Origin of the sequence: Acidianus brierleyi, assembly GCF_003201835.2 — an archaeon.
In the GTDB taxonomy this organism is placed as follows: Archaea; Thermoproteota; Thermoprotei_A; order Sulfolobales; family Sulfolobaceae; genus Aramenus; species Aramenus brierleyi.
Genome location: NZ_CP029289.2, coordinates 2502569 through 2528820, shown reverse-complemented (window position 1 = coordinate 2528820; position 26252 = coordinate 2502569). Strand labels below are relative to the sequence as shown.

Sequence of the window (26252 nt, the reverse complement as noted above, 5' to 3'; positions counted from 1 at the left end):
GGGTATTTGCGAAACATAGTATTTGTGTTAGTTATTGACATTATGGTTGATAGGCAACAATAGTATCAATAGTCTGTCCATTTGCTAAAGTAAGTTTTATTGTATATGTGTTATTTGGCAATAATCCAGTTATTGTTCCGAAGTTTATCGTAACATTATTGCTTCCAGGCGATAGAAGATTTGGAGTTATAGATGAGCTTATCATCGATGTTCCTACTATTTCTGCTGAAACTATTTGAATAGGAGTAGGGGAATAAATTGCTACGTAAGCTTCTCCGTTGGCCTTTAAATTGCCGGTACCTATTTGGTATATATTGCTTGGTTGGGAGAACGTTGGTTGTGTTCCAGGATATTGCGTACCTGGTTGACTATAAGTTGGTGAAGGTACGAAAGACCCACTCTTGAGCTTATCTAATATACCACCTAAACTTACGTATGCTAAAATGTAACCTATGAAAGCCGTTACGATGATTGCTACTAATATACCTCCTATTTTAAGTAAGCCGTCATTATATGCATTTCCTGTATTATATAATCCTATTCCTACTAGTATTTCTCCTATAATTACTATTATTGCACCTATTGCTAAGAACGCTATGCCCACGAACACTAATAGGAGTATTGCGCCGATAACGTCCAATATCATACCTACTAACAGTAAAGTGGCTCCAGTTCTTCCTAAACCGGTATTTTTTCCATTACTTTGCAATATTCCGAATCCTGCTCTAAGTCTAGAATATGCTAGGAATACAAATACAAATGATATTATATATACTACAATAGCTCCAAGTACAGTAAATATTATAAAGTCTCCTACAATAAACAATAATGCTGATATTATTAAGTAAAGCGATCCGTTTCTAAGATTTTCTATCCCTTGTATTTCATTTTGAGGATTTGAGTAAAACTCATATATAATTGAAATATTTTTTAGCTTAAAAACTTTTTGATAATCTTTTTCATTAAGAAATATAATTTGCTAAATAAATTTATGGGAATACAAATTCTTTAGTGAACCTAATTATAGATAAGTAAAATGATTTATTGCTTTTAAAATCTTAACGATGTTGGAAAACGAGTTATTTCGTAATCGAACTTTTTTAAAAATTATAAAATACGTTCTCAATCTACTGAATTTAAAAATTTTTCTTCAATCGTAGTTTAAACACTTTTTATAGAAACGTTTATTTTTTAGATATATCTATTTTTACATTATGTATGACGTAATCCTCTCAGCAGATAGAGGATCTTTCACGGATTACGGTGGATCCAGTGTCCTAGGATATGTAGCCTGTATGCCGTCTAGGTTAGTACCAAGATTCTTCATGGATAAATTCTTCACTCCTAAAGTAAAGACGGATAAGGAAGGAAAAGCGTTATATGCTCCTTACGCACTAAGGAAAATAGAATCTCTCCTTTCAGAATCAGGATTTAATGTAGCAGTTATTCCTCCAGAAAAAATAGAAAAATTTGCAGGAAAGACGAGAATTCTAGGAATTACTGTTCATGATCCTTTTGGACTGAATCCAGTGAGTGCGAAGCTTAGTTTTCTTTTTGGTGGAGGACCAACATGGACGGCTCAATTTTTCGATGAACTAGGGCAAAAGATCTCTGACCTTAAAGGAAAGTTTAATTTTAAGGTTATAGCTGGAGGCCCAGGAGCTTGGGAATTAAGTTTAAGGAAACCGGAATGGATAGATGTAGTATTTTTAAGGGACGCAGAAGTAGATTTACCAAAAGTTATTAAAGGAATGATAGAGAACGAAGACGTTCCTCAGGTAGTAAGGGGAAAGGATCCTAAAGTAGATGATATACCGCCTATTAAGAATCCAGCTAGGCTAGGAGAAGTTCAGATTACGAGGGGGTGCCCTAGAGGATGTAAATTCTGTTCTATAACTCCAGAGAGTTTTAGATCTATACCTATAGACGTAATTAAGAAGGAAGTTGAGGTTAATATTAAAGGTGGATGGAGGAGAGTTGAGTTCATAACTGACGATGTAATGCTTTATGGTTCCTCAAAGTTAAGGACTAATCATGAGGCTATAGTTAAACTGTTTTCAGAAGTCATGGCAATGGGCGTAGACGGTATATGGTTTCCACATATTTCTGCTCCAGCTGTAAGGGAGAGTCCTAAGACAGTTAAGGCTATTTCTGAAATAACAAGGTATGATGTGGATAGAGCTGCAGCTCCAGTAGTTGGATTGGAAACAGGCAGTCAAAAAATATTTGAGAAATATATGTCCGCTAAAGCTTTCCCTTGGACTCCTAAGGATTGGAAGAATATAATTATTGACGCTACTGGTATTATGAATAATTATTACATATATCCTTGCTATACTATGACTATTGGATATCCAGAAGAAACTGAGGAGGACGTTAGAGAGAGTATGGATTTGGTTCAGTCAATTATTGATCATAAATTTACTGCTTGGGTCTTTCCTTTACCCGTTATTCCAATATCTACTTCGTACATTTCTAAAAACCCATATCCTAAACCTGAGACATTGCCTGAGGGCTATTGGGATCTACTTTATATGTCTTGGAATTATAATTTTAAGGTAACTAGGGATTTGATTCCAATACTTACAGGAGGAATTAGAAATAAATTTGTAAGAAACGTGGTGAAAACGATGATTAATAAAACATTTTCAAGTATTGACGATATATTCAGGAATCTTAAAGAAACAAAAGGGGAATATTCTAAGACATTCTCTAAAATAAATTTAAATAACACCGTAGGAATTATAAAAGCTATTTATTGGTTAATAAGATTGTCAGCAAAACCGCAGTAAATATAATATTTAACCTACTCTTTTTTAAGTTTTTTAATATAAGCTAACTATTCATGATGGCTAAAACTATTTCTAAAGAAGATATTTTAAACATTATAATTCAATTACAGAAGGAAGGTATAGATAAAGTACCGAAGACGAGAATTAAGGATAAAATAGGAAGAAGTAAACAAGTAGACGACTTTTTAGAAGAGTTAGTAAAAGAAGGGAAATTAATTAAGGAAAAATCTGGTAATTCTATACTGTATTACGTTAAACAAGAGAATAACGAGGATCATGAGGAGAATAAGCTTGAGGTTAAAGAAAACAAAATTGATGAACCAAAGATAAATGAAATGTTTTCAGATATCATAAATTATATTCAAGATATAAGAAAAATACTCTTAAAGGAGAATACTGTAGATTCAAAGAAATTTGACGAGATTTACGGAAAGACTAAGGATTCAGACGGATATTCTAAACTTTCCGCAATAAGAATCGAAATGGGATTAACTAAAGAAGCCTTCTATTCTACGTATGGGGAATATATAGAAAGTAAATATCAGCTATATCCTGGAGGAGAAGAAGGGTTAACGAGAAAAGGAAATCTGTATGGTATAATAAAGTTAAAATAATTTTTTCATAAAAAATCTAAAGTATTACTTATCTTATGGTATTTAAAGGATTTGAATAAAGATATAGGACATGCTTTCAGAGGATGAGATTATTGCTACATTAAAGGAACTTTACGACGGTAAACCAGTAGCTTTTTCGAAAATTAAGAGGAAATTAAAGTGTGACGGAGAAGAACTTCTCAACGTACTAGAAAAAATGGAAAAAAGTGGTAAAATTAGAAAAATTGAAAGTGGAGGAGGTAAAGCATACGAAATTCTAGAGATAGATAAGACTGACATAATATTAAACGAAATAAGAGAAATTAAAGACGAAATAAGGAAATTACAAGAATATATTTCAGAAAAAAAGAAAATTAGTGAAGATACTTTTGATGCTGTATATGACAAGGTTAAGGATAATCTAGGATATGCACATTTGCAGGCAATTAGGATAGAATTGGGCATGGACAAGGAAGAGTTTTATTCTAAATTAAAGCGCCATATTGAAGATAATTACGATTTTATTGCTGGTGGAGAGGAAGGTTATGTTAGGAAAGGTTCCATATATGGTATAATTAAGAGAAGGGGTGAATGAAATGTTATGTAATATACCGAAAGTTACAGTGACAACATGGAACAGTAAGAACGTTATTTTGGTAGGTCCTACTTATACAAAATATTTGCAAAAAACTCTGGATGCTATAAAGAACAATGATGTAGCTTCTATAATAGGACAGCCTGGAATGGGTAAAACTACAATATTAAAGAAAACTCAAGAAAATGTAAGTGAGTTGTCCTTTTACCTAGATCTAGCTAGTAAGGGTGAAATAGAGGAAGAATTTTGGAGTAAAATCAGTCCATATAACTTGAAGGAATTAACTTTTAACTATTTAAATGAGAATAGGAAGAAATTCGGGTATTCATTTTGGAAAAAAATTACTGGAACTAAACTTGAAGATTGGTTAGTAAAAGTATGCGATAAATACGACGATAAATATTTGAGGATTTATTGCCTTTCCTATAATAAGGACTTTGACGGGATGTTGAACTTACTTTCCGACCTTAACGGAATAACTAAAGTTGCGTTACTTATTGACGAAGTAAGAGAAAGTCACATTCCTAAAATTCATAGATTAATAAATGCAGGGTTGGGAATACCAGTTATAATGGCAATACCTACAGATTCTTATAGTAAGGTTACAGATCTTGCAATAAGGAGGAGATTGGACGAAAGTAGAATATCCCTCGATAGTGCCCTCACCCCAGAAGATATAAAAGAAATAGTAGACGCTTATTGTAATCCTATAAGCGAAGAGATATTTCCAATAGTACTTTCAATGTGGAAGGGAAGGGAATTAAATACTGTTAGCTCTATATTACAGTTTATTAAATCGCAGATAGAAAAATTTGATAAAGAATGCGGTGATAATGCAGAATGCATAAAAGAAAAGTTAAGGAGTTCACATACATTAAAGAATCCTGACGATGAGTCTAAGAATTTAGAGAAGTTTATTAGAGAAGGCCTTAGCTCAATGTCGAAAGAATTAGGATTATCTTATGTGCATTTAAGAGGTAAAAGGATAGAAGTTAAAGGGAAATACATTGTAGCTGGAATATTCTTTATAAAGGACGACTTAGCATTTGTAGGAATTGTAAAATTGATGAATGACGATAAGGAAGAAGACGAAGATATAAAATTATTATCACAATTGGAAAAAGTGGAGCATGATAAAAAAGAGTACATTGTAGGCAATAGGTTCGTTATTACAAATTCTATGAAACTGAAAGTAGATGAGTCTAAAGTAACTAAAATAGAAGTGCCTACATTAGAAGCTATAAGAATACTTCATGGAGATTCGGAAATACTTGAAGAAAAAATTAAGGAGTTCACGTTGTCTTTTGTACAAAAAACTGGCAATGAGACTGTAAATAATATCGGGTAAGTCTGATTTTTTAAAATCTTTACTTTTAATGTATGTATCCATATCTCATAATTAAAAGAAATTATATGGATTCAAGAATTTACTTGTTTGCAATAAATAGTGAGAAAAATCCTTTAAAGAGTTACATAGTTAGGATAGAACTTGGAAAATATGTTAAAGCAAGTTGTAGTTGCAAAGGTTTCGCCATTAGAGGAAATTGTAAACATATAAAGATTTGCATGAGAAAAATAAGATGTAATAAAAAAATACAGTAAACGCAAATGATATGACGAAAATACTTTGTTAGATCTATATAGTTTCTATAGACTATATATAGTATATATATTAATTTGTAATGACTATATTCATATCTTATTAATAATCTTCATAAGAAAACTATAAATTATACCAAATCCACATAAATTTTATGGCTTTCAAGGTTCTGTTTCTAACTAAAGATAAGAAATTTATTTACGATGGAAAAGTAAGGGAAGTAAGGCAATTAGAAGACCTTGAAGGAATTAATATAAGATTTTCTAGACCTATGATAGTTTATGATGTAGAAGAAGTAGACCTAGACTATTTTACAGAGAATTTTGGACACTTACTTGTAGGAGATAAAACAGTCGTGGATTTAGTCCATTTATTAAAATTCTCTAATTTTATAGCTTATGTAGATCATTATAGAAATAAGATAGAACTATTTATAGATGGAAATAAATATATAGAGCTTTCTTATTCCTCATTACCGTTCTTAAGATATCTATTTGCTAAAATACCTAGGGGAATACTATTAGAAAATACTGATTTTTATAGCATAAACCCAGATTAATACTGTAGAATAAATATTTTAAATAACGTAGCTGAAATTATTAACACTATGGTAATTAATAAAAACAATTTATAATTATATGTTGATTCCTTATTTACAAGAATAGATAGTCCAAGTAATAAAGGAGTCAAATCAATAAATCCAGATAAAGAATCTGCAATTAAAATTATTCCCCAAACTATACTCATCAACCTTACGTTGTAGTTCACAAATCTTGGGAGTACTCCAAAATAATATACTGCTGTAGGTATTAGTTCATTAATATAGTAACTAAATGTAATATTATGATAATAAGGGCTTATAATTAAATATAATGGTAAAAAACTGAAAATTTTTCCCCTCAATACGAAGAAGACATAAGGGAAAAATAGTGCTAATAAAATCATAAAATTTTCAAAACCTTCAACTTCTTCCTGTACATAATTTAGAAATGAAGATATTAATAAAGTAATTATTGAAATAGAATAAATTATATAAAATCCAGAAGAATATAAAATCTCTGAACTTATAATGAGGAGAATAAATGAAATAATAGCAAAGAATTGCGGTAATACTTTTCTGAGGAATTTTTGTTATCTCCTAAACTAAGGATTATTTCTGCTAATTGATTGCCCTTATCATTAAGTTTATAGTATTCGTTTTCTTTCGAGAGGAATGGTTCTAGAACTTTTAAGTGATAATTTAGTTTTCCTGTAGATAATTTCATATCATGAAGAATGTCGGAATATGTAGCTTTTCCTCTATTATGAAGATAAAGTAAAATCTCTCTTCTTGTTCTGTCCTTAATTATTTTTGTAAGATCGTCCATATTTTAGGATAATTTAGTATTCCTTAAAAGGGTATTCTTTGACAAAAGTTTTCAAAGAATTGACAAGAGAAAAATTCAATTATAACGTATAAGTTAAAAATTGTCAAATAATCCTTCATTAATTTTCTGAATTATTTTCTCTGAAGCTATTTTTAATTCTTCTTTCTTTAGAGTATTTGAAGCTTCTCTCAAAGTGTTTATTGATATTAATGCTTTTTTACTAATATAAATTGGTTTAAGTTCTAGTTTTTCTATAAATTCCTTGTTTATAATATCTGGAATTTTCTCACTTAGAGTTGTTTCATACAAGACACAACCAGTACCTTTAATACAATGTTTCATACAATGGACATACATTCCTTTTTTCTCGCTTACTATAAAAATGTCAGAAAAGATGTTATATCTGTTAACATATATATTAGGGAGAATTTTTTCTAATAATATTCCTGAAGATTTAATATCATTAAGGTTTCTTCTTATAATCTCTTGGTTCATAGGAAAAAATATTATAGTCACGATATATAAATGTAAAGTGTCAAATCCGATTGTATAAAATTAACTAAATAATATAGTTTTTAAATTTTGTCTTTCTTTAACTGGGTTTAACTAACTTATAATAATAGAAACGTGAAAGGAAGATATCAATATAAAGATTTAATAATTTAATATTCAATACTAAGTAGAGAAAATTTTTTATTCATAAAATTTATATAATCTAAACATACATTATAATAATGATAAATATGGATAAATTAGATCGTCTGATGGGCTTAAAGGGAGCAGTAGCTGCAGGAGAATATACTATAGATGGAAAATTGGTAAGCTATAAGGGAAACTTACCAAAGGATATAGCCGAAATGGTAGCTATGATGGTAGCAGCAAATACATTAATGGGAAAAATGCAGGCAGAAGGTTTTTCTAAACTATCGGGAATGAAATGGACTCCGTTTCATGGATGGGCTGTAGCAGCAGGAGACTACGCAGTATGTGTAATGGGGAATTATGGAGTATTTGTAGAAATGCAGAAGGCAGACTTTAATGAAATATTCAAGACTTTAATGGAAGTTTCACAAAGTTAAGTTATTTTTTTAGAAATCTTATAAATGGTGTCTGATTAGTCTCGTATTTATATTGGATAGAAATATATACTTTTTTATCTAAAGATTTTAATTTATCCAATAATGCAGTCCCTTCCTCATCGTAAATAATACCTTGTATTAGTCCATAATTGTCCAACGGTCTTAATATTGTATAATAATTTCTTAATAAAGACATCGATAATTGAAAATTTTGGGTAATAAGTGTAAACAGATACATATTGTTCTTTTCAATATTTATTTTTGGAAAAAATTGTATGATATTATTTTTAATAAAATAATTTATATACCTTCTTATGGTAGCTGGAGGACTATTCATTTTCTCTCCTAATTTTTTATAATCTAAAACTTGGTTTGGATCAGCTATCAATAATTCCATCAGCCTTTTAGGGAAAGAAAGAAAATTAAATTTTAGTTGTTCGGGGTCATATCTCATGTTAATGTTCGATGTAGTAAGTCCTTGTGATTTTAAAATTTCTGTAATATTATTAGAATTTTTTCCATAAATCATGACAAAAGTATTATTATCTCCTTTAAATTTTAAGGAATAAGGTATATTTCCCGGGTCTTCTTTGAAGACTATTGTTGATTTGTAAAGGTTAAAAAAATTTGGAGTAATGCTCAAAACTAAATCTTTAGTTATAGGAGAATAATAAGATCTTCTTAACATGTAAGTTATGAGGGAGTTTGATACATCAATTTCTTTTGCTATACTTCTATAGGACTGTAAAGGATTTCTAAATAATTGTATTATTAACTCTCCTTCCTTTTTGTTCATAATTAAATATGTTGTTATAGTTAAAAAAACTTATTTTACAGATAAAATAAAAATTTTAACTTATTTTACTTTTTTTATCTTAACAGGGGGTTCAAACGAGGCGAAAGACTCCATCCGTGGAGATGGATAGGCTCCACATGCTTTGCCTCTAACATGGCTAGGCGATAGCTTGAAGAGCCGAAGGAACTACTTGATTGGGGTCAACTTGAGGGCCTTCACCACCTCCTCCCCTATACCTAGTCTTCTTAGTCTCACTCTTGTAAAGCTTGTCTTCTTGTTTAGGAGTGTTGTTCGTGAAAATCGCCGTAGGAGGAGTTCACAAGTACGGGGTCTATCATATAATTGGATTTTAAATAATAAATTACATGATTTTTTTGAAAATGTATAATTTAAAATTTATTTCTATAATTTGTTAAACAAAGCTATATAACGTAAAGGTAAATAATACTTGTCGAGAATGGTGGAAAAATGAGGGAAAAGGAGCCGAAAGTCCAAGAGATTTCCTCCGTTTTAATAAATAGAGGAGCGAAATATTACGATTCTTATGCTCATAACGAGATAAGAAAGAAGAGAGATTGTTATGAGGTTATGTTTTCTATATTAAAGAATTGTGACGGAAAGAAAAAAACTAAACTCATGTATGCAGCCAATTTAAACTATGGCATATTTACAAAATATTTAAGTAAACTTGAGAAATTGAATTATATAACTTTGAGAGGAGATGAGTATTATTTAACTGAAAAAGGAAGAGAATATATCACTAAATATAAAGAATATATAAGGTGTATGACAGAATTCGAAAATATTAAAAAGGAGCTTGACACGCTTTTTGTGGGAAAAATATAAGATAAAACAATTTTATTTTTTATATTTAGAAAATAGTTTTAAACTTCGAGAACTGTAAATATGTTACGAAAATTTTATATTTAAATTTCATGTAATGTAGTTATGGAAAGGGAATTTATTGATAGAAATATAAATATTCAAAACTTAGTTCAAGATATTCAAAACTCATTAAAAGACGAAGATTGGGAAATTACGTTAAATCAAAATCAACCAACCGATTTTATGATAAAAGGGATAAAGAGAGGACATTTCCATAAAGAGGAGATAATTTTAGTAAGAGTTAGAGGAGATCCAAATAATGTTTTAGTTACTATAGATGAGGAAAATATAGGTGCTTTTGGAAGAGCATGGATAAATTCTAAACTTCTGGGAGAAATAGAACGAAAAATCAATGACGGATTTTATTCATAATTTTTGCTTGGAATTTTTTATATTCTATTTTTTTAATCTTAACACTTATTAATTTTGAAAGTTCAATAGAAAAAGCCAAACTTATTGCAGTGACTGCAATAAACGCAAACGCTGTCATTAAATCCATTGATGGCAAGAATTTAGAAGGGAAAATGACTTCTCTCCTTATTAACCCTTCATAACCAGAGTACATCATTAAATAGCTTAATATTGTTGATGAAATTAACCATGTTATTAGTGAAGTCTTTAAAATTACGTTCTCGTTCTTTAATTCTTTCTTCTCTTCAAGATTAGTTGTAAAGATATAGAATCCCAAGAAGAATCCTGTTATTAAGAAGTTCCATATTATTGAGTGAAAACTTCCTACAACATAATAAGTATTGTGAAATATAGGATCAAAGAAATTAAATGGTAATATTATGGAGAATATTGACGAAATTAAAAATCCGCCTAATGTAATAACTCCTAAAAACTCTATTGTAGAATTTATTGTAGTTTTAAATAATGGAATAATTAAGTTAAAAAATAAAATTGCAAGAAATCCTGTAAGAATTATTGTAAAGAAATCCGAAGCTTCTCTTACTATCGGATTTATAGGCCATGTTTGAAGATGGTTAGCAAATATAAGAAAGGGCAATATCATGAGAGGATATTTTGACCACAATGTCCATTTTGTTGAAAAAGGTTTAAAGATATAGTAGAGTAATGCGAATACTGAAAAAGTGAGAAAATAAGTATCGGGTGAACCATATTCCCAAAACGTGAACGAGGTAATTATAGGGGATACAGAAATTCCTTTTACAATACTTAGAATATAAAGTATCATTGTGGCTCCGAGAAATGGTATTGAGAAAATCATTAGCGAAAGTGTAATAAATATTAAATTATTTGATTTTTTCCAAAGATATACTGAGCATGTCTCTATTGATATACAATATATAAATATTCCTAAATAGCTTATCCAAAAATATTTACCGTAAATACCTATAAAATTGAATGATTGTGTAGAAAGAGGGTAAAGCATATACCATCCTATTATTGGGCCTCCTAAGAAGTATATTATAATTCCAATATTTGCTATTATAAACAAACTATTAAGAATTTTATAATTTAGACTGTAATATTTTTCAATTAGAAATATCGAAATTGCAAGAGATGAGAAAGAAACAAAGGCTATCATTCCAGAATCTCCATGTAAAGTTAGCATGAAGTAATATATTTCGTCAAATTTTATCGATCCTTCATTCAATAAGTAAGTTCTAAGATTCATAGCACCTAAACCAGTAATGACTAACCATGAAATTGCTCCAATAAAATATAAGGTTGAGGATCTTACGTTCATATCATCACCTCATATAATTAAATATAAAAAATAAATTAAATAAAATTGATAAAATTATGCATGTTACCATAAATAAATATAATAGTTTAATCATTTAAAAACTTGTAAATAATAAAATACAATACAAGTATTGTGTAGTTCATACTAAATAAGAACTATTATCATTGAAATTTAAATATTAAATGGTATTTTTATAAATAAATCTTTAAATAAAGTTGAAAAATTTATGCTTCGTCTTCTACAACATGAGATGTAATAATTATTGCTGCTTCTTTTTCTGCTTCTTCTTTTACAGATTTTTCTATAAAGTTAGATATAATATAGAATTTTATAGGCTTTTTATATAATGCGGAAAACAATTTAATTCTATTTCTCATTTGTTCTAAAACTCCCTCATCTGCATAGTTCTTAACTTCAAAAACATAGACGTAATCATCGGTCTCATAAAAGTCTACTTCAAACTCCTTATCCTTATCTATTATTCCTAGGGTATCCTTTATTTTACCATGTTTAACGTTAGAAGGATCTATACCATGTAATTTTAACGCTTCTCTATATATATTCATTATACTTTTCTCTAGACCTTTACCTGCTCTATTAGTAAACGCACCTATCTCTGTACTTAGTCTAAAAATCGCATTTTGTAACTTCTCTATTGCCTTAGATTGTTCTTCTATTGCTTTCGTATGTGTTTCGATGATTTCACTGTGCTTTTCTAACGTTTTCTGCATTGTCTCTATTGCTTTCGTATGTGTTTCGATGATTTCACTGTGCTTTTCTAACGTTTTCTGCATTGTCTCTATTGCTTTCGTATGTGTTTCGATGATTTCACTGTGCTTTTCTAACGTTTTCTGCATTGTCTCTATTGCTTTCGTATGTGTTTCGATGATTTCACTGTGCTTTTCTAACGTTTTCTGCATTGTCTCTATTGCTTTCGTATGTGTTTCGATGATTTCACTGTGCTTTTCTAACGTTTTCTGCATTGTCTCTATTGCTTTCGTATGTGTTTCGATGATTTCACTGTGCTTTTCTAACGTTTTCTGCATTGTCTCTATTGCTTTCGTATGTGAATCAATATTTTTCTGAAGAGACTCTATAGCTTCAGTATGTTTTTGTGTTGTAATATTTAACGTTCTTACCTCATTTTGCATCTCCTTTATAGCGTTAGTGTTATCCTTAATTGATTGTATAATGTTATTAATAGTCTTATCAGTTTGATCCATTTTCTCCCATATAAGGATTATATGATCAGTGTTCTTTTGGACAGATTTAGTTAGCTCATTTAATATTTTATATATATCATCAAATTTATTCAATATAACATCGTTTCTAATTTTTTCATAGACTATACTAGCTATCTTCTTATTGAATTCGTCGTTGTTGATTAGCGCCTTGATTAAATCCTCACTCATAAATAATTAATCTGAAGTGCGGTTCTTAAATATTTAAGATGAAAATTGTCAATATACCTTACCGATAGTATTTTATCTGAACAAGGGGTTCAAAGGGGGTGGAAGACTCCATCCGTAAGGGTGGAGATGGATTGCCCCCTTTGTGGTTACATTTAAATACGTATTTTTCAAATATTCTCTTAATGGCAGTCACTGACGGAGTAAGCGTCACTGAGACGCCTTGGTTAAAGCGAGGGTCTATGTGGTACGCCTCTGCTCCATTCAACAGTCCCATATTGGGATACTGTGGGTTCACATTAGTGCTCGGGGTCGGAACGACCCTTAGTGCCTGTGGAGCTGAGACCTCTACCTTTGGCAAGCCTCGGCTTTGAAGCAGGAAGCCACGCCCGTTAGGGCATGGTAGTTCACGATAACAATATTCGTTTTCCAAAAACTTCATCAAAGGTTTATAGTAAATCTTTTCAAAACAACTATTTTAAATTTTCTAACACTAAGTTAAATTTTAGCTACTTCATATATCTTTCATGGAAAAAGCAACATTAGGCGGAGGATGTTTCTGGTGCACTGAAGCAGTTTTTTCTAGAGTTAAGGGAGTGATTGAGGTTAAACCAGGATATTCTGGAGGAAAAGTGCCTAATCCAACGTACGAGGATGTATGTACGGACAAAACGGGACATGCTGAAGTAGTCCAAATTACTTTTGATCCTAATATTATTTCTTTTAGAGATATTTTGGAAATTTTCTTCTCTATTCACGATCCTACAACTCCAAACAGGCAAGGTAACGATGTTGGTTCACAATATAGATCTATAATATTATATCATAATGACGAGCAAAGAAAAATTGCAGAGGAAATAATAAGAGAAGTAGAAAAGAAAATAGGGAAAAAAGTAGTTACGGAAGTTGTGCCTTTTGAAGCTTTTTATGAGGCAGAGGATTATCATCATAACTTTTACGATAAGCATAGAAATTATCCTTATTGTAGAGTGATAATAGATCCAAAGATTACTAAATTCCTAAAATATTTTCCTGATAAAATAAAAACATAAAGAGATAATTTTTTATATATTTATGTTGAATCCTCCAATATTTATGTCAGGAGTTCCTTGAGATGGACCTCCACCACCGCCTCCACCGACTAATCTTAATTTAGAGATCAACTGTTCTAATGATACGTTATGTAACCATACTCTACCTGGTCCAGTAAGTTTTACAAAGAACATTCCCTCCTTTTCAAGTCCTCCAAAAAGCATTGTTTTTATTCCTCCTGCCCTCGTTATTGAATATTGCATATTATCATCGAAGGCTAATACATGTCCGGCCTCAAATTCCATTTCTTCACCTTGATTTAAAACGTAACTGCTAACTCCTCCTAAAGCATGGATAAATACAGATCCCTGTCCAGTAAAATGCTCCATCAGTAATCCTTCTCCTCCTAACCATCCTACAGTTATTTTATCTAATGCCGCTGTATATTGAATTCCCTGTTCTGCAAAAAGGAAAGAATTATGCTCTACTCTTATTCCATTACCTTGAAGATCTACTTTTACTACTCTTCCTGGAAGAAAAGAAGAAAATTCTGCTACCCCAGGTCCTATTATTTGCATTATAAAGAATCTACTGCCAGTAAGTTCTCTTTCAAAAGATTTTATTATTCCTCCTTGAGCTGCATAATTAACTTGAATAGAAGGAGATTTTGCTACTAAATGCCCTCCGTCTCCGTAAACCATTTCACCTTGGTTTAAATATACTCTTACATGTTGCATATCGTAACCAAGAATTCTGTATTCTGGCATATTAATAAAAAGTGAGTTCAAATATAAAAATTTAGAAGAAATGATGATGGTGTTTTTTTAATTCTTGTCCGCAATTTCCACAAACTTTAGCGTCTGGTGGATTCATAAAACCGCAGTTAGGACAAGGAATTCCTTGCTGATACTGGGGATTTTGTTGTTGGAAATTCTGCTGAAAGTCTTGTTGCGGGAAATTCTGCTGTTGAAAACCTTGCTGTGAAAAGTCTTGTTGTTGGAAATTTTGTTGATTTCCTGGAGATTGAAATGGAGAAACTCCTTGAATGCTCTGGTATATTTGATCGTATATACTAACGTCTGCTCCACATACTTGACAATAACTTAAACCTTCTACCAGATTTGCTCCACACATGGGACATGTTTGCATATAATACATTAAATCTACATATATTTATACTTTTAGTCTACATTGTCTGTTTTAATAACTGAATCTATATCTCAAAGACTAAATAATGATTATTTATGTTTTTTCAATTAGCATATTGAGAATGTTAACTTTATAATTTTTCATACGAGTTCGCTAGAAAATTTTAGTTACTTATCTCATCTTAAAATTTTTAAAGACTATCCTACTAAAAGTAAGCGTTAATGAATATTTATACTGTTAAATTCATATATTCATAAAAAGTATTTAGAAGATGAGAGTATTAATGAAAAATTAGTTGATCGAATACCTTTTTACCATTTTTTGTAATACATTAGAAGTTTTGTTCTAAAACTTAATGTTTCATTTCAAAGTATTTCCAACTTTAAACAAATTTAAAAATCTTCATTCTACTCATTTTTTATGAGATTTTCTTTAGGTTTAAGCTGGACCGCAACCTTTCTTCAATTAGCCTTAAGATTAAGTTGGGGAGTTGTTGCAGTAACTTTTGCTTACGTTCTTCGTATGACTTCAGTTGAAATAGGAACAGTACTCTTTCTTTTTTATGTAGGTTACGTAAGTAGTTCAATATTATGGGGTATATTTATAGATAAGGTAGGACCAAAAAAATCAATATTTATTTCAGCATTACTTTCAGGAATTTTTATACCATTTTTCATATTTATAAAAAGTATATATGAACTTTACTTATTGTATTTTATTGAAGGTCTTTTAACAGCAGGACTTTTCCCATCATCAGTAAAAATAGTTTCATTGTTGGAAAGACCATTAACACCATATTTAGCTCTCTTAGAAAGTTCAGCTCCAATAGTTTTACTTATTTTAGCTACTCTTTCTGGAATAATATTAATTTATTGGAAATTTTTCTATATCTGTATATTCATAGGATTAATATTGACGTCTTTTTTATCGTTATTTCTTAATGTTAAATCTGGTAAATCAGAGAGTGCTAGAAAAGTTATACTAAATAAGAGAGTAGGTAAGGTCTCGATTATAAGAGCTGGAGAGTTATGGGGTACATGGGGAACGTCGTCGTGGCTATTTCCCTTTTTAGTCCTCTACGATAATGTACCTGAAAAACTTTCCGAAATTCTATTTATATTATACGCAATAGGCCAAGTGCTTTCTATAATACTCTCAGAAAGACTTTCGAGAATTATGGAGGATATTAAACTAGTTAAAACCTCATTAATTCTCTTTATTATTTCAATAATTATTATATCATTTACAAGAGATCTGTATCTCCTTATACCAATCAGTGTTATACTTGGAATATCTTCCTTTATGTATAGACCTCCTACAGATTCAATAGTCGTAAAAATAATGGGGAAAGAAAACGCTGGAACTTCCATGGGGTTTGCTAATGCCATATCTCAGATAGGATCTATGATAGCGCCTTTATTTGTGGGCATAGTAATATCCATAGGAAGTCCCATGCTAGCAATAGATAGTTTAATAATAGGCCCTTTATTATCTCTTTTAATAATCTTGATATAAAATGTTAAATAAAACGTAAAAAGATATAAAAAGTTTATAACTTATCCTTATCCTTGCTTCTTGCTATGTCTTTTAATGCAAAGCTAGGTATTCCTTCATTTCCAGTATATCTTCTTTGTATCTCTTCTAATGGCATTTGTTTAGTTTCTAACGAGAGGAAGTAATATATTGCTGCTGCAATTATTGCAACTATTATATCATAAAGTAATGAATTCGCTACTCCTAGAAATGCATACAACGACAATGCTGGCAAAGCTAAACCGAATTCGAATAATTTCTCCCAACCTACTGATAGTCCCCTTAATCTTGTAGGAAATACTTCTCCTGCTGGAACGTATTGTAAAGTACCTACAAATCCTACATTTATAAGGAAGAATAATGAGAACATTGCTACTACTAAAGGAATCGATAGGAAACCCATCAAATAGGCCACGTAAAGTACCGCCAATGGAATTGCAGAAAGTCCAAAACCTAGTGTGCCTAGGACCTTTCTCCCTAATTTGTCCGCCGCAAATACTGTTATTAAAACTCCAAAAGTTCCTAAAATATCTATACTCAGAGTACCTAATAGGGATTCAAAGGACGAAGCTCCTAAATCTGAGAGAACCTTACTAGAGTATACTGAAACTAAGTTGACTGTCAAAGCGTATGCTGCACCAATCCAGAAAATGAAGGCTACTTGTCTAGCATATGTCCTACTGAAGAATGCTTTGAGATTTTGCTTTAATGTAGGTTTGTCTTCTTGAATTGCGTCAAAATTAACCTCAGGTTCTAAGCCACATTTCTCCAGTCTCTTTACGGCTTCCTCTACTTTTTTCTTATTCCCTACTTCGGCGGCCCATCTGATACTCTCTGGCATTTTTCTTCTTAATAATAGAAGTATAATTGGGGGTATTGCGGCAATGGTGAACTACTCCGCCCTAACGGACGTGGCTTCCTGCTTCAAAGCCGAGGCTTGCCAAAGGTAGAGGTCTCAGCTCCACAGGCACTAAGGGTCGTTCCGACCCCGAGCACTAATGTGAACCCACAGTATCCCAATATGGGACTGTTGAATGGAGCAGAGGCGTACCACATAGACCCTCGCTTTAACCAAGGCGTCTCAGTGACGCTTACTCCGTCAGTGACTGCCATTAAGAGAATATTTGAAAAATACGTATTTAAATGTAACTACAAAGGGGGCTCCTACGGCGATTTTCACGAACAACACTCCTAAACAAGAAGACAAGCCTTACAAGAGTAAAACTTTTATAAAGAGAACAAGAAAATAACACAAGCCGAAAGTGGGCATGGGGATAAAACCCCATGTGGGAGGCTGGCTATACGTCCCCCGCGATCTAACATGTGGGACAACATCCCGAGTAGGAGTGTGCAAAAATTTAAGGGGACGTTCTCATAGTTAGTTCGCACTATCTCCTAACAAAATTAACAATACAACGCGTATTATAGAAAAATTCAAGAATTAGAAAAAGAGTATTACACATACAAAGTGAAGATCCTAAAGTTAACCTCTATCGAGTGGTTTCCTCGGCTCTTCAAGCTATCGCCTAGCCATGTTAGAGGCGAAGCATGTGGAGCCTATTCATCTCCACCCTTACGGATGGAGTCTTCCGCCCCCTTTGAACCTATATAGATTAATTAGTTGGGGAGAGTAATACTCTCCAACTGGGAAACATGGTCGACCCTTTGACTGAAGCAAAGTCTTCGAGAGGGGGCGTGACAAATCCCTACTATCGGACTGAACATTGTGATAATATGCACGGATATAGGTGTGATAAAGAGGTAGGGATCCTAGGAATAGACATATCAAAAGATCATCTAGTAACGAGTGAGGGGAGGGTCTACGAGAACAACAAGAAGGGTTATGAAGAAATACTAAAAGTGAAACTAAACACAATAGTGGTCGAACCGACAGGAGCATACTCAATAAAACCATGTCAATACTTCAAGGAAAAAGGGATCAAGATACTACAAGTAAGCCCAAATATACTATGGAAGGAGAAGGACTTGAGAGGAAAGAAAACAGATTTTTACGACGCACAAAAACTAATAAACATGGCAAACAAGGCAAAGGAGTACAACTACAACCCATTGAAAGAACTAGTAACACTATATATCTTCCTAAAAGACCTTGAAGCAAAGTACAAGAACAGGGTAAAAAGAGCACTATTCCTAGTCAGTGACGAGGAAAAAATAAGCAAGGAAATGCTTGAAGAATTCTCTAAAGGAAACTTCAAAATACAATTATACAACTTAGAGTACACAAAGATCGTACTTGAAGAAATCGAAGTATTATCTAAAGCACTACTGGAAACAAGCGAGAAAATAAAAGAAGTAGAGAAAATGATACAATCACAGTCTGAAAATCACGTTCTATTAACTATACCGGGAATAGGGAAACTTTCTTCGGGAATAATAATAGGCATTGTTGGGGACATTAAACGCTTTCCTAACCCTGAGTCCTTCGTAGCCTACTGTGGTTTAGACCCAATAGTTGAGAGGAGCGGTAAAGCTACTGTAAGTAAGGGAATATCGAAGAAGGGTAATAAGTACTTGCGCAGCTTGCTCTACTTCCTCGCTGAGATGAATTATTCTCGTAATCCTACATTACTAGAATTTTACGAGAACCATAAGGAAAAGTTGAAGGGAAAGAAGTTGTACACTGCTTTAGCCAGGAAATTGGCTAGAATAATTTGGAGTGTTTGGTATAATAATAAGCCTTATGAGCCCAAGTGATCCTCCCCAAATCGCCACGTGGATTGAAAGGTACACGTGGCAATCTTAGTTGACATTATGCTTGAAGTTCAACCAAAATATTTATTACTGAACGCCCCTTGTTAAGATAACAACATATGACGCTCCTTACTATTTCGGATATCCTGCTATAGCTATTAAGGTAAATTCTACTTACGCTTACGATCAGCTTGAAATTGAAACTAGTTTAGGAAATGTTTTTGTAGTTTATCCATTGTCTCAGACTATTAGTAAGAACGCTCAATTGTCGGATACTATTACGGTATATAGTAATTCTACAGAAATTAACGTTTCTATAAACAAAGTGGATTTACTTAATTCTTTAGGAAGCTTTACGACACCAGATACTTTTCTTGACCTATTTTTACAAGATGTGTTTGAGAAACCTCAGAACATTTCCATTTCTCAGGATTCTGACAAAGGTTTTCCTCCTTATACTACCGTAGTACCTTTTTTAGAGAATGTTTTTGATAACAATGGAATATACAATGGAACATTCAACGGTGAAATAATAGGGAATTACACTATGCCTTTAGGATTAGGATATATGAATTTGTCTGGTTTTAACGGAACTATAACTTTTCCTACGGAATTAAATTCTCATAATCAATACGATACAAACATATCCTTCGGAAATAATTCTTTTTACGGTATTATCTCAATATGTTACAACTATAATCTTGCATTATTAAAACTAAATGAGACAGATTATCATGGGCACAACATCTTCATTAATGGAACACTAAATTGGCATAATGGAAGCGTATGGAAGATTTCACTATTGTCTAGATCTTTCAATGTTACAATAGATTCACCTACAAACTTGATTTTATATAATTACAGTAAAGGTTGGAATCAGATTACCTTAAATAACGTATATGTGGAATATATTCAAGGTGAATTCCCTAATATAAGTAAATCTCAGCTAAGCTTTTCCAGGTTAGTGCAATATTCAGTTAATAGTATGTATTATAATATACTCTCAATATATAATTATTCTGTTCCAGTAAATATTTCAGTGTCGCCTACTCAAACTAATATAATGGTTTCTGGTTTTAATCACGGTAAAATAACACTTCTATCTTCGAATGATATTTCGAATGAACTACAGTGCATAGCTCCGTTCTATATTAATGGTTTTGTTTTGAATTCAAACATATATAATACTACAGAAATGCCAGCAATATCTCTAGATTCTATTAATAATTTCGTAATGTTCGAAAATGCTTCTATAGTAGTTAAAGGATTGATAGTTCCTCCTTTTAATGCCAGTATATTCCTAATAATGAGCAATAGGGGAGTAACGCAAGAGTCTTTTAACTATTTTCTTATAACTATGCAGATGGTATATCAATATAATACATTTATGCAATCTGTTCCATCTACTGGAACTTTTACTACCTTCACTGTAAATAAGACTCTCTCTAATCCTATTGTTTTGGAGCCTAGTCAGTTTAAAATAGTGAAAGAAAACGTTCTAATTCCTGCTGCCGATATAATAACTTTTCTATATTATTATACTTCCCAGACTAATGAGGTTCCGCAACTTAGTGTTCAAATACTGTTACAATTCCACATAGCTGGCACTCATAGTTATTACTCAATATTGTTATGGTATGTTATGAATAATCAGATGGTTCAAGAAAACTCTTAAATTCGACGTATTTTTAATATCATTAATTATTTTATATTAATAACGGATATTATTTTCTTTTATTTGGTGCGTTATTTTATGAGATTATATTTCCCTTACAATAATATTGCTTTAAGGTATAAAGGACTAAGTTAATCTAAAGACAAGTTAATCTAATTAAGTACTCCTCTCTATATAAAACGATGAGATTCCTACTAGTTAGCGACGTTCATAAATCGTTCAACTTCTATAAGGGATACGACGAGTCAGTAGCTGTAGAATGGTTATTAGAAATAATAGATAAGACTGAGCCTGAGGTACTTATTTCTGCAGGAGACTGGGACGAGGGAATGACTCCTGAGGATTTTAGGAAAATAAATTCTAAGGTTAAACTATTCACTATCTACGGTAATCATGAAAACTTCCCAGTAATAGAAACATACGCAATGCCTAACGGTAAGGTTTTCGAAGTTGGTGGTTTGAAAATAGCAGGAATTAACGGCCTTATAGGAGAAAATAGTATTAAAGGAATACCTTTAACTACACCAACACAATTCATGAATGCTATTTATAGAATAAAAAATTCTGTTCCGAAATTAGACGTTTTAATAACTCATCAGCCTCCATATATCCCTGACATATATCCTAAAATGAGAGCGGATGATTACAATGAGTTAGTGTTTGAAGCTGTTGAAGATTTGAAACCCAGATTATTCTTTAATGGACACATGACTGCTGGTTGCTATTCATACTATCAATTTCCTTCAGGAACTAAATATCTTAGAGTAGACAGTTCTCAGATTTATAGATGTTATGGAATATTGGAATCTGAGGAAAATAAAGTAACAGTGTATAAAGACAATAAGGAAATATTTTCTTTAAATTTTTAACCTAACTATTTCTATATAAAGTTATGTTTAATTTAAAATACTATAAAGTAAAAAGTTAACAGAATTTTACGTATTCTATACTAATTATGTGTAGTATATACCGTTACTCTCTGCTCAAAAATTGAAAACTTTTAAAAGGAAATACTTAAGTATAATATAACGCATTTATAATTATGCAAACAACCCAGTTAAAACAAAAAGATGAAATAAAGGAGAAAGGCTCAGATGAAAAGGTGATAGACCTCACTACAATTAGGAGTAGAGGCCTAGATTGAATGAGCCTAGATTTTAAGGAAAACGACTTTTTAAGTATTCAACATTATGTACGGTTTATTTTAGCCAACAAGCTAAAGGAAAGAGTTAGGAAAGTCGATGAATATTATTATTTTGAATTGGGAGACTCAGATAAAGGTGAGTCTTTTCCAGTAAATTTCGTAATGGGTAAGGACTCATCTACTGGAAAAATGTTCGTAATGCCAGTGAGAAGACACTGTTATGTTTCGGAATATTATCCAGACGAAGCTAAATTCCAAATAAGAAGATGTATGGGTTTCGATTATCATTCCTATGAAACCTTTGAATATAAAAAAGGTATAGGGATAAGGGTTCAAGGAGATCTTGTAATGGAAGTTAGAGAAGTATTTAATACTGAAGAAGATATTTCCAATTTTATAGCATCGTCTAATCTACAAGACTTAACTAACTCTTTCTTGAGAAGCAAGCTATATCAAGATGAAGATGTAAGAAAAGTTGAGCAGCTAACATCAATATATACAGAAATGATGGATTTTATTCTAAGAACTTCTGCGTCAGAAGATAAATTAAAATATTCTATTAAAGTGTTGAGGAAAATAGAAAAACAATTAATGAAATATTTTACTTTCGAAGTTCCTGATATTTATGAAAAAAGGAGAATATTAGATCCGAGAAGGGAAAAATGCATTAGATTTATAGATATTGATAACGCAGTTGAAAAATTCAGAAGGCTAAAAATCCAAAGTAATTATAAGAATTTTCTTGAATACGTTTATTCTAACGAGCAAAAATTATATATAAAATTAGGGCACTATACTACACCTCATGCAATAAAGATTTCAGGGATTTTATTGGGAGCTGAAATAAATTTAGCAAATATTCTTATAGTGAAACCTCAGACAATAACGTTAGTTCACCCCGAACATGGTATTGAAGAGTATTATGTGCCAAAAGCTAGTCTAGCTACTTTTAGGATTATGGGACTTGAGCCTGAAGTAGGACTATTCCTTTTTTGATAAGGGATCAATATATTTTTAAAATAAAAATGCAAAGTTTATTATACTGAATATTGTATTTATGGCATATTTAATAGAATTAGTTACTTTAAATAGAAGGTTATTGAATTTGCGTAGAAAGGGTTATCGATTTAGTTTTCAAATTAAAGAAAAAACAGAGACTGCTTTATCATCAATTATACTGATTATAGAGATATAATCTATAATAAGAATTAAAGCTCATAAGTTTATGAAATTTTTAGATAAGTCAGCCATCAATACTAATTTAAAATTACCACAAATATTTACTTTGAAAAATAAACCTAAATTGTTTAGAAAATTTTAAAACATATTATATGGAAGAATGTCACTCTTTGTATTTAAAAAGCGAGTTATCTTCTAGTTATTTTTTGTCAAAAGTTGTACAGTAAATTTTCTAACTTATTAATTTCTTCGTTTAATTTAATATATGTATCTAATAATTTTAAAAACTCTAATCCTTTTGGAGTTAGCGTATATTTTCCTTGATCTTCTATAATTAACCCTTTAGCTATAAGTTCGTTTATATATTTTGTTAATATGACATAATTTAAGTTACACGCAAACATAAGCCTAGTCTTACTCATATTCAATCTACAGTTTTTCAGTATTTCATAAGTTATTCTATATTTGTCCCTCTTGAGCATGTCTATATTATATAGATAAATTATAAATAAAATTTATTGTAGATTTCAATCTAAGAATTATCTTAACTATTAACTAAAATGCTCTAATAAGTATTCTAAGTTATAGATGAAAATTGTTTGTTTAATGAAAACTGGATATAGTAATTATTTAAAGTAAGAAATTCCTTAAACTATATGAAAATTCAACTTTCAATTTTTCGGTTTAATGAAAAATATATAATACAAAACTAAAATATTATAGAAGATCTAAAGATAATCTTGTAGATTTTAGCCCTACAATTTTACGTAAATAAATATATATACAATCCCGAAAGTAAGTCTATGGAAAGGAAAAAGAGATCATCTTACGATATAATTTATGATATATTAGTTACTTGCAAACCTGGTGTAAAAAAGACTAGATTAATGTATAATGCTAACTTAAGTTTTGAAGTCCTAAAAAAATATGTAGACGTTCTTGTTGAAAAACAGTTAATATTGAAGAAAGATGACAAATTCTTCGTAACTGAAAAAGGAATGAAATTCCTAGATATTCTTAGAACTTTCAGAGAAAAGAAAAAAGAATTAGATGAAATTTCGTCGAAGTTGAAGGAACCAATATAGTGAAAATCTTGTTTTTCAGATTAGCTTCTTTTTTAATGTTTTTATCTTCTCTAGCTTTTGCAATAATAATTATTTATGCTTATATTAGTGCAAAAAAACAAGCTCAACAGATGAAGGAGAAATATCTATACTTATCTATAGCAAACTTTTTAGATAAAGCATCTAACTTTTATTCCGGAAAAACTTCTGAACTTATAGAAGAAGTTATATTATACTATTCTCTAAATAAGAATAACTTAGATACAAAGACCATGGCAGAAAAAATCTATGAAAGACTCCAAGGAGTTATAGCAGAAGTTCAAGATTTACTTAATGCAGGGAAGGATGTTTTTAGATTAGAAAATCTATCTAAGGATATTGATAAATTCAAATTTGTATTTATAATTGTATCTTTTCCATCTATACTTCTTTCCTTAATATATCTTATTACATCTTTTACTATTCCTTATTCTTCTATCTTACCTTATCTTTTTAGTGTAGATATTTTTTCATTCTTCTTATCAATAGGTTCTCTCTCATATATCGGAATTTCTCTTTCTAAAATTCAGAATGAGATAGATAATTATAAAAAGAAATTTAATATCAAAGACAATAGTTAATTTGAATAATTCATTGAATTCAATAGAATTAAAAGTTGTAAGAGTGTTTGCTTTATGGAATTCTTATATTTTACTAAATATTAAGTTCTTTTTAAATTCTAAGTCTATATCTAGATTAAAGCAAGTTCAACGTCATTTCCGTTTTATTACTTCAGTTTTTCTCAATAGAACCGTATAGTTTACTTTTAACTCAATGGTATAATTCTGAAGCGATCCACAACGTATAAATCTAAACAAAGTAATTATAGACTTTTTATCCTATAACAATATAACTCTATACATTTTATTGCCAGTTTAATAGTAACCATATACTTTTTCTTATAAACTTTTTCTATATCATATAAGAATACATAAAATACTGTAAATGATTGTGTTGTTATATTAGAGTCATTTTAAATAATTTTTATATTAATGTTCCTTATTCTTAATGTTGTTTAAAATATTATGATAAAATAATGTTCCATTTTGTCATAAAAATATGGAAGTTTATTAAGAAAATTTATAAACTCAATAATGGAAATCAAGATTTTTCACGAAATCTATGAGTAGTACTATGAAAATTAACAGTCCATATAATTCTTTCTAATAGAAATATAACATAAATAGTTATATAAAAAATTCTATGGTTGAGGTCTACCTTCAATATCTATTACATAATTTCCTTTTCTACCTCTAACGAAGAAAGTCTGTCCATTTGTAGTATTTACTTCGATTTGATAATTATTTTGCATTAGGATATTTACTATTTGTTGATGTTCAGGAACTTGCACTACACTGGGTAATTGCTGTGGTTGCTGATAGGGCTGCTGAGTATATGCTTGTTGGTCCTGTTTTGGATAATTCATGGGCTGTTGAAATTGAGGATGCGGCGAAGGTTGAATATTTGGAGGTTGAGGTACAGAATTTTGTGATTGTTGTGTAATAGATTGAGGTCCTTGGTTCATTAGAGGTTCGATCATATTCATTAGGTCCCATTCTAATCTATCGCGTGTTATTAACCTTAAACTTCCCCAATCATTAAAGACTTCTACTTCACCTCTTTCTTCTCCCCTTCTTACCAGAATTTTAAATCCGTTATCTCTCCATTCATCCCTGTGTACTTCTAATCCGTTACTTTGAATTTCACTCATAATTTTATCATGAATTGCCTTAAGATCTACATTATCCATTTGAAATGTCTTTTCCATATTATCTCTTCTCACTACTAGATTTGGAATTAATAAATTTTCTTTCTCATTTTTCTATGAAGTTAATAACTTCTTTAAACATTTTCTGAAATGCCGATACTTTATTTAATAAACTTATAATTTTGAT

General features: G+C 30.9%; 29 protein-coding genes. 17 read left to right on the top strand and 12 right to left on the bottom strand.

From position 1 onward, the window contains the following. Positions 1-40: 40 nt before the first annotated feature. Complete coding sequence (locus DFR85_RS29575) at positions 41-874, bottom strand: DUF973 family protein (protein WP_281351094.1); 834 nt, start codon at positions 872-874, stop codon at positions 41-43. A gap of 340 nt (positions 875-1214) precedes the next feature. Here DFR85_RS29575 and DFR85_RS29570 point away from each other — a divergent pair, with 340 nt between their 5' ends. The 6 genes from DFR85_RS29570 (at position 1215) to DFR85_RS29545 (ending at position 6139) form a co-directional block, all read left to right on the top strand. Next, entirely contained in the window at positions 1215-2792 is a 1578-nt protein-coding gene (locus tag DFR85_RS29570; RefSeq protein ID WP_110271377.1) for a B12-binding domain-containing radical SAM protein, read from the top strand. Positions 2793-2845: 53 nt separating this feature from the next. Beyond that, positions 2846-3406 carry a hypothetical protein gene (locus DFR85_RS29565; RefSeq protein ID WP_110271376.1) on the top strand — a complete coding sequence of 187 codons (561 nt, stop codon included), beginning with the start codon at positions 2846-2848 and terminating at the stop codon, positions 3404-3406. Between the two features lie 70 nt (positions 3407-3476). After that, positions 3477-3980 (top strand): hypothetical protein, encoded by a 504-nt coding sequence (locus tag DFR85_RS29560; RefSeq protein WP_110271375.1) that lies wholly within the window; start codon positions 3477-3479, stop codon positions 3978-3980. 1 nt (position 3981) lies between these two features. Further along, positions 3982-5328, top strand: a complete 1347-nt coding sequence (locus tag DFR85_RS29555) for an ATP-binding protein (protein WP_110271919.1) — start codon at positions 3982-3984, stop codon at positions 5326-5328. A 32-nt stretch (positions 5329-5360) separates the two neighbouring features. Next, positions 5361-5582, top strand: a complete 222-nt coding sequence (locus tag DFR85_RS29550; protein WP_110271374.1) for an SWIM zinc finger family protein — start codon at positions 5361-5363, stop codon at positions 5580-5582. 152 nt (positions 5583-5734) lie between these two features. Continuing rightward, positions 5735-6139 carry a hypothetical protein gene (locus DFR85_RS29545; RefSeq protein WP_110271373.1) on the top strand — a complete coding sequence of 135 codons (405 nt, stop codon included), beginning with the start codon at positions 5735-5737 and terminating at the stop codon, positions 6137-6139. Here the strand turns inward: DFR85_RS29545 and DFR85_RS32025 are convergent. From DFR85_RS32025 to DFR85_RS29535, 3 genes are all read right to left on the bottom strand, one after another. Further along, positions 6136-6525: a hypothetical protein gene (locus DFR85_RS32025; RefSeq protein ID WP_246252911.1), complete on the bottom strand. Its 390-nt coding sequence runs from the start codon at positions 6523-6525 to the stop codon at positions 6136-6138. The two genes, DFR85_RS29545 and DFR85_RS32025, sit on opposite strands and share 4 nt — an antisense overlap. A gap of 119 nt (positions 6526-6644) precedes the next feature. After that, entirely contained in the window at positions 6645-6947 is a 303-nt protein-coding gene (locus DFR85_RS32020) for a winged helix-turn-helix domain-containing protein (RefSeq protein ID WP_246252910.1), read from the bottom strand. A gap of 93 nt (positions 6948-7040) precedes the next feature. After that, positions 7041-7442, bottom strand: a complete 402-nt coding sequence (locus DFR85_RS29535; protein ID WP_162582857.1) for a hypothetical protein — start codon at positions 7440-7442, stop codon at positions 7041-7043. 239 nt (positions 7443-7681) lie between these two features. Between DFR85_RS29535 and DFR85_RS29530 the strand changes: the two genes are divergently transcribed. Continuing rightward, positions 7682-8026: a DUF2173 family protein gene (locus DFR85_RS29530; RefSeq protein ID WP_110271371.1), complete on the top strand. Its 345-nt coding sequence runs from the start codon at positions 7682-7684 to the stop codon at positions 8024-8026. Position 8027: 1 nt separating this feature from the next. Here DFR85_RS29530 and DFR85_RS29525 read toward each other — a convergent pair whose 3' ends face one another. Next, positions 8028-8822 carry a hypothetical protein gene (locus tag DFR85_RS29525; protein ID WP_110271370.1) on the bottom strand — a complete coding sequence of 265 codons (795 nt, stop codon included), beginning with the start codon at positions 8820-8822 and terminating at the stop codon, positions 8028-8030. Positions 8823-9290: 468 nt separating this feature from the next. On the opposite strand from DFR85_RS29525, the gene sso10a (DFR85_RS29520) reads away from it, so the two are divergent. Beyond that, positions 9291-9668 (top strand): Sso10a family chromatin protein, encoded by a 378-nt coding sequence (sso10a, locus tag DFR85_RS29520; protein WP_110271369.1) that lies wholly within the window; start codon positions 9291-9293, stop codon positions 9666-9668. Between the two features lie 102 nt (positions 9669-9770). Next, on the top strand, positions 9771-10079 hold the full coding sequence (locus DFR85_RS29515) for a hypothetical protein (RefSeq protein ID WP_110271368.1): 309 nt from the start codon (positions 9771-9773) through the stop codon (positions 10077-10079). On the opposite strand, the gene DFR85_RS29510 is transcribed toward DFR85_RS29515, so the two are convergent. Continuing rightward, the gene (locus DFR85_RS29510) at positions 10057-11421 is read right to left on the bottom strand and encodes a cbb3-type cytochrome c oxidase subunit I (protein ID WP_110271367.1); all 1365 of its coding nucleotides are present in this window, start codon (positions 11419-11421) and stop codon (positions 10057-10059) included. The genes DFR85_RS29515 and DFR85_RS29510 overlap by 23 nt on opposite strands. 224 nt (positions 11422-11645) lie before the next feature. Then, entirely contained in the window at positions 11646-12833 is a 1188-nt protein-coding gene (locus tag DFR85_RS29505) for a coiled-coil domain-containing protein (protein ID WP_110271366.1), read from the bottom strand. Between the two features lie 524 nt (positions 12834-13357). On the opposite strand from DFR85_RS29505, the gene msrA reads away from it, so the two are divergent. Continuing rightward, positions 13358-13882 (top strand): peptide-methionine (S)-S-oxide reductase MsrA, encoded by a 525-nt coding sequence (gene msrA, locus DFR85_RS29500; protein ID WP_110271365.1) that lies wholly within the window; start codon positions 13358-13360, stop codon positions 13880-13882. Positions 13883-13894: 12 nt separating this feature from the next. On the opposite strand, the gene DFR85_RS29495 is transcribed toward msrA, so the two are convergent. Then, a complete protein-coding gene (locus DFR85_RS29495) occupies positions 13895-14629 on the bottom strand; it encodes an AIM24 family protein (RefSeq protein ID WP_110271364.1) in 735 nt (244 codons plus the stop codon). A 31-nt stretch (positions 14630-14660) separates the two neighbouring features. Beyond that, positions 14661-15011 carry a zinc-ribbon domain-containing protein gene (locus DFR85_RS29490; RefSeq protein ID WP_110271363.1) on the bottom strand — a complete coding sequence of 117 codons (351 nt, stop codon included), beginning with the start codon at positions 15009-15011 and terminating at the stop codon, positions 14661-14663. Positions 15012-15431: 420 nt separating this feature from the next. Between DFR85_RS29490 and DFR85_RS29485 the strand changes: the two genes are divergently transcribed. Next, the gene (locus DFR85_RS29485; protein ID WP_110271362.1) at positions 15432-16526 is read left to right on the top strand and encodes an MFS transporter; all 1095 of its coding nucleotides are present in this window, start codon (positions 15432-15434) and stop codon (positions 16524-16526) included. A 34-nt stretch (positions 16527-16560) separates the two neighbouring features. Here DFR85_RS29485 and DFR85_RS29480 read toward each other — a convergent pair whose 3' ends face one another. Further along, positions 16561-17421 carry an MFS transporter gene (locus DFR85_RS29480; protein ID WP_281351093.1) on the bottom strand — a complete coding sequence of 287 codons (861 nt, stop codon included), beginning with the start codon at positions 17419-17421 and terminating at the stop codon, positions 16561-16563. Positions 17422-18197: 776 nt separating this feature from the next. On the opposite strand from DFR85_RS29480, the gene DFR85_RS29475 reads away from it, so the two are divergent. The 4 genes from DFR85_RS29475 to DFR85_RS29460 all read left to right on the top strand — a co-directional run bounded on the left by DFR85_RS29475 (position 18198) and on the right by DFR85_RS29460 (position 23071). Next, positions 18198-19259 (top strand): IS110 family RNA-guided transposase, encoded by a 1062-nt coding sequence (locus DFR85_RS29475; RefSeq protein WP_110271360.1) that lies wholly within the window; start codon positions 18198-18200, stop codon positions 19257-19259. 232 nt (positions 19260-19491) lie between these two features. Further along, positions 19492-20931: a hypothetical protein gene (locus tag DFR85_RS29470; RefSeq protein ID WP_110271359.1), complete on the top strand. Its 1440-nt coding sequence runs from the start codon at positions 19492-19494 to the stop codon at positions 20929-20931. Between the two features lie 182 nt (positions 20932-21113). Further along, the gene (locus DFR85_RS29465; protein ID WP_110271358.1) at positions 21114-21800 is read left to right on the top strand and encodes a metallophosphoesterase family protein; all 687 of its coding nucleotides are present in this window, start codon (positions 21114-21116) and stop codon (positions 21798-21800) included. Between the two features lie 275 nt (positions 21801-22075). After that, positions 22076-23071, top strand: coding sequence for a hypothetical protein (locus DFR85_RS29460; RefSeq protein ID WP_110271357.1), 996 nt, complete (start codon positions 22076-22078; stop codon positions 23069-23071). 392 nt (positions 23072-23463) lie between these two features. Here the strand turns inward: DFR85_RS29460 and sso10a (DFR85_RS29455) are convergent, their stop codons facing one another. Further along, entirely contained in the window at positions 23464-23736 is a 273-nt protein-coding gene (gene sso10a / locus DFR85_RS29455) for an Sso10a family chromatin protein (protein ID WP_110271356.1), read from the bottom strand. Between the two features lie 321 nt (positions 23737-24057). On the opposite strand from sso10a (DFR85_RS29455), the gene sso10a (DFR85_RS29450) reads away from it, so the two are divergent. Further along, entirely contained in the window at positions 24058-24339 is a 282-nt protein-coding gene (gene sso10a, locus DFR85_RS29450; RefSeq protein WP_110271355.1) for an Sso10a family chromatin protein, read from the top strand. Beyond that, positions 24339-24938 carry a hypothetical protein gene (locus DFR85_RS29445; protein ID WP_168367215.1) on the top strand — a complete coding sequence of 200 codons (600 nt, stop codon included), beginning with the start codon at positions 24339-24341 and terminating at the stop codon, positions 24936-24938. Before sso10a (DFR85_RS29450) ends, DFR85_RS29445 begins: the two co-directional genes overlap by 1 nt. Before the next feature lie 620 nt (positions 24939-25558). On the opposite strand, the gene DFR85_RS29440 is transcribed toward DFR85_RS29445, so the two are convergent. Next, the gene (locus DFR85_RS29440) at positions 25559-26125 is read right to left on the bottom strand and encodes a hypothetical protein (RefSeq protein ID WP_110271353.1); all 567 of its coding nucleotides are present in this window, start codon (positions 26123-26125) and stop codon (positions 25559-25561) included. Between the last annotated feature and the right edge of the window lie 127 nt (positions 26126-26252).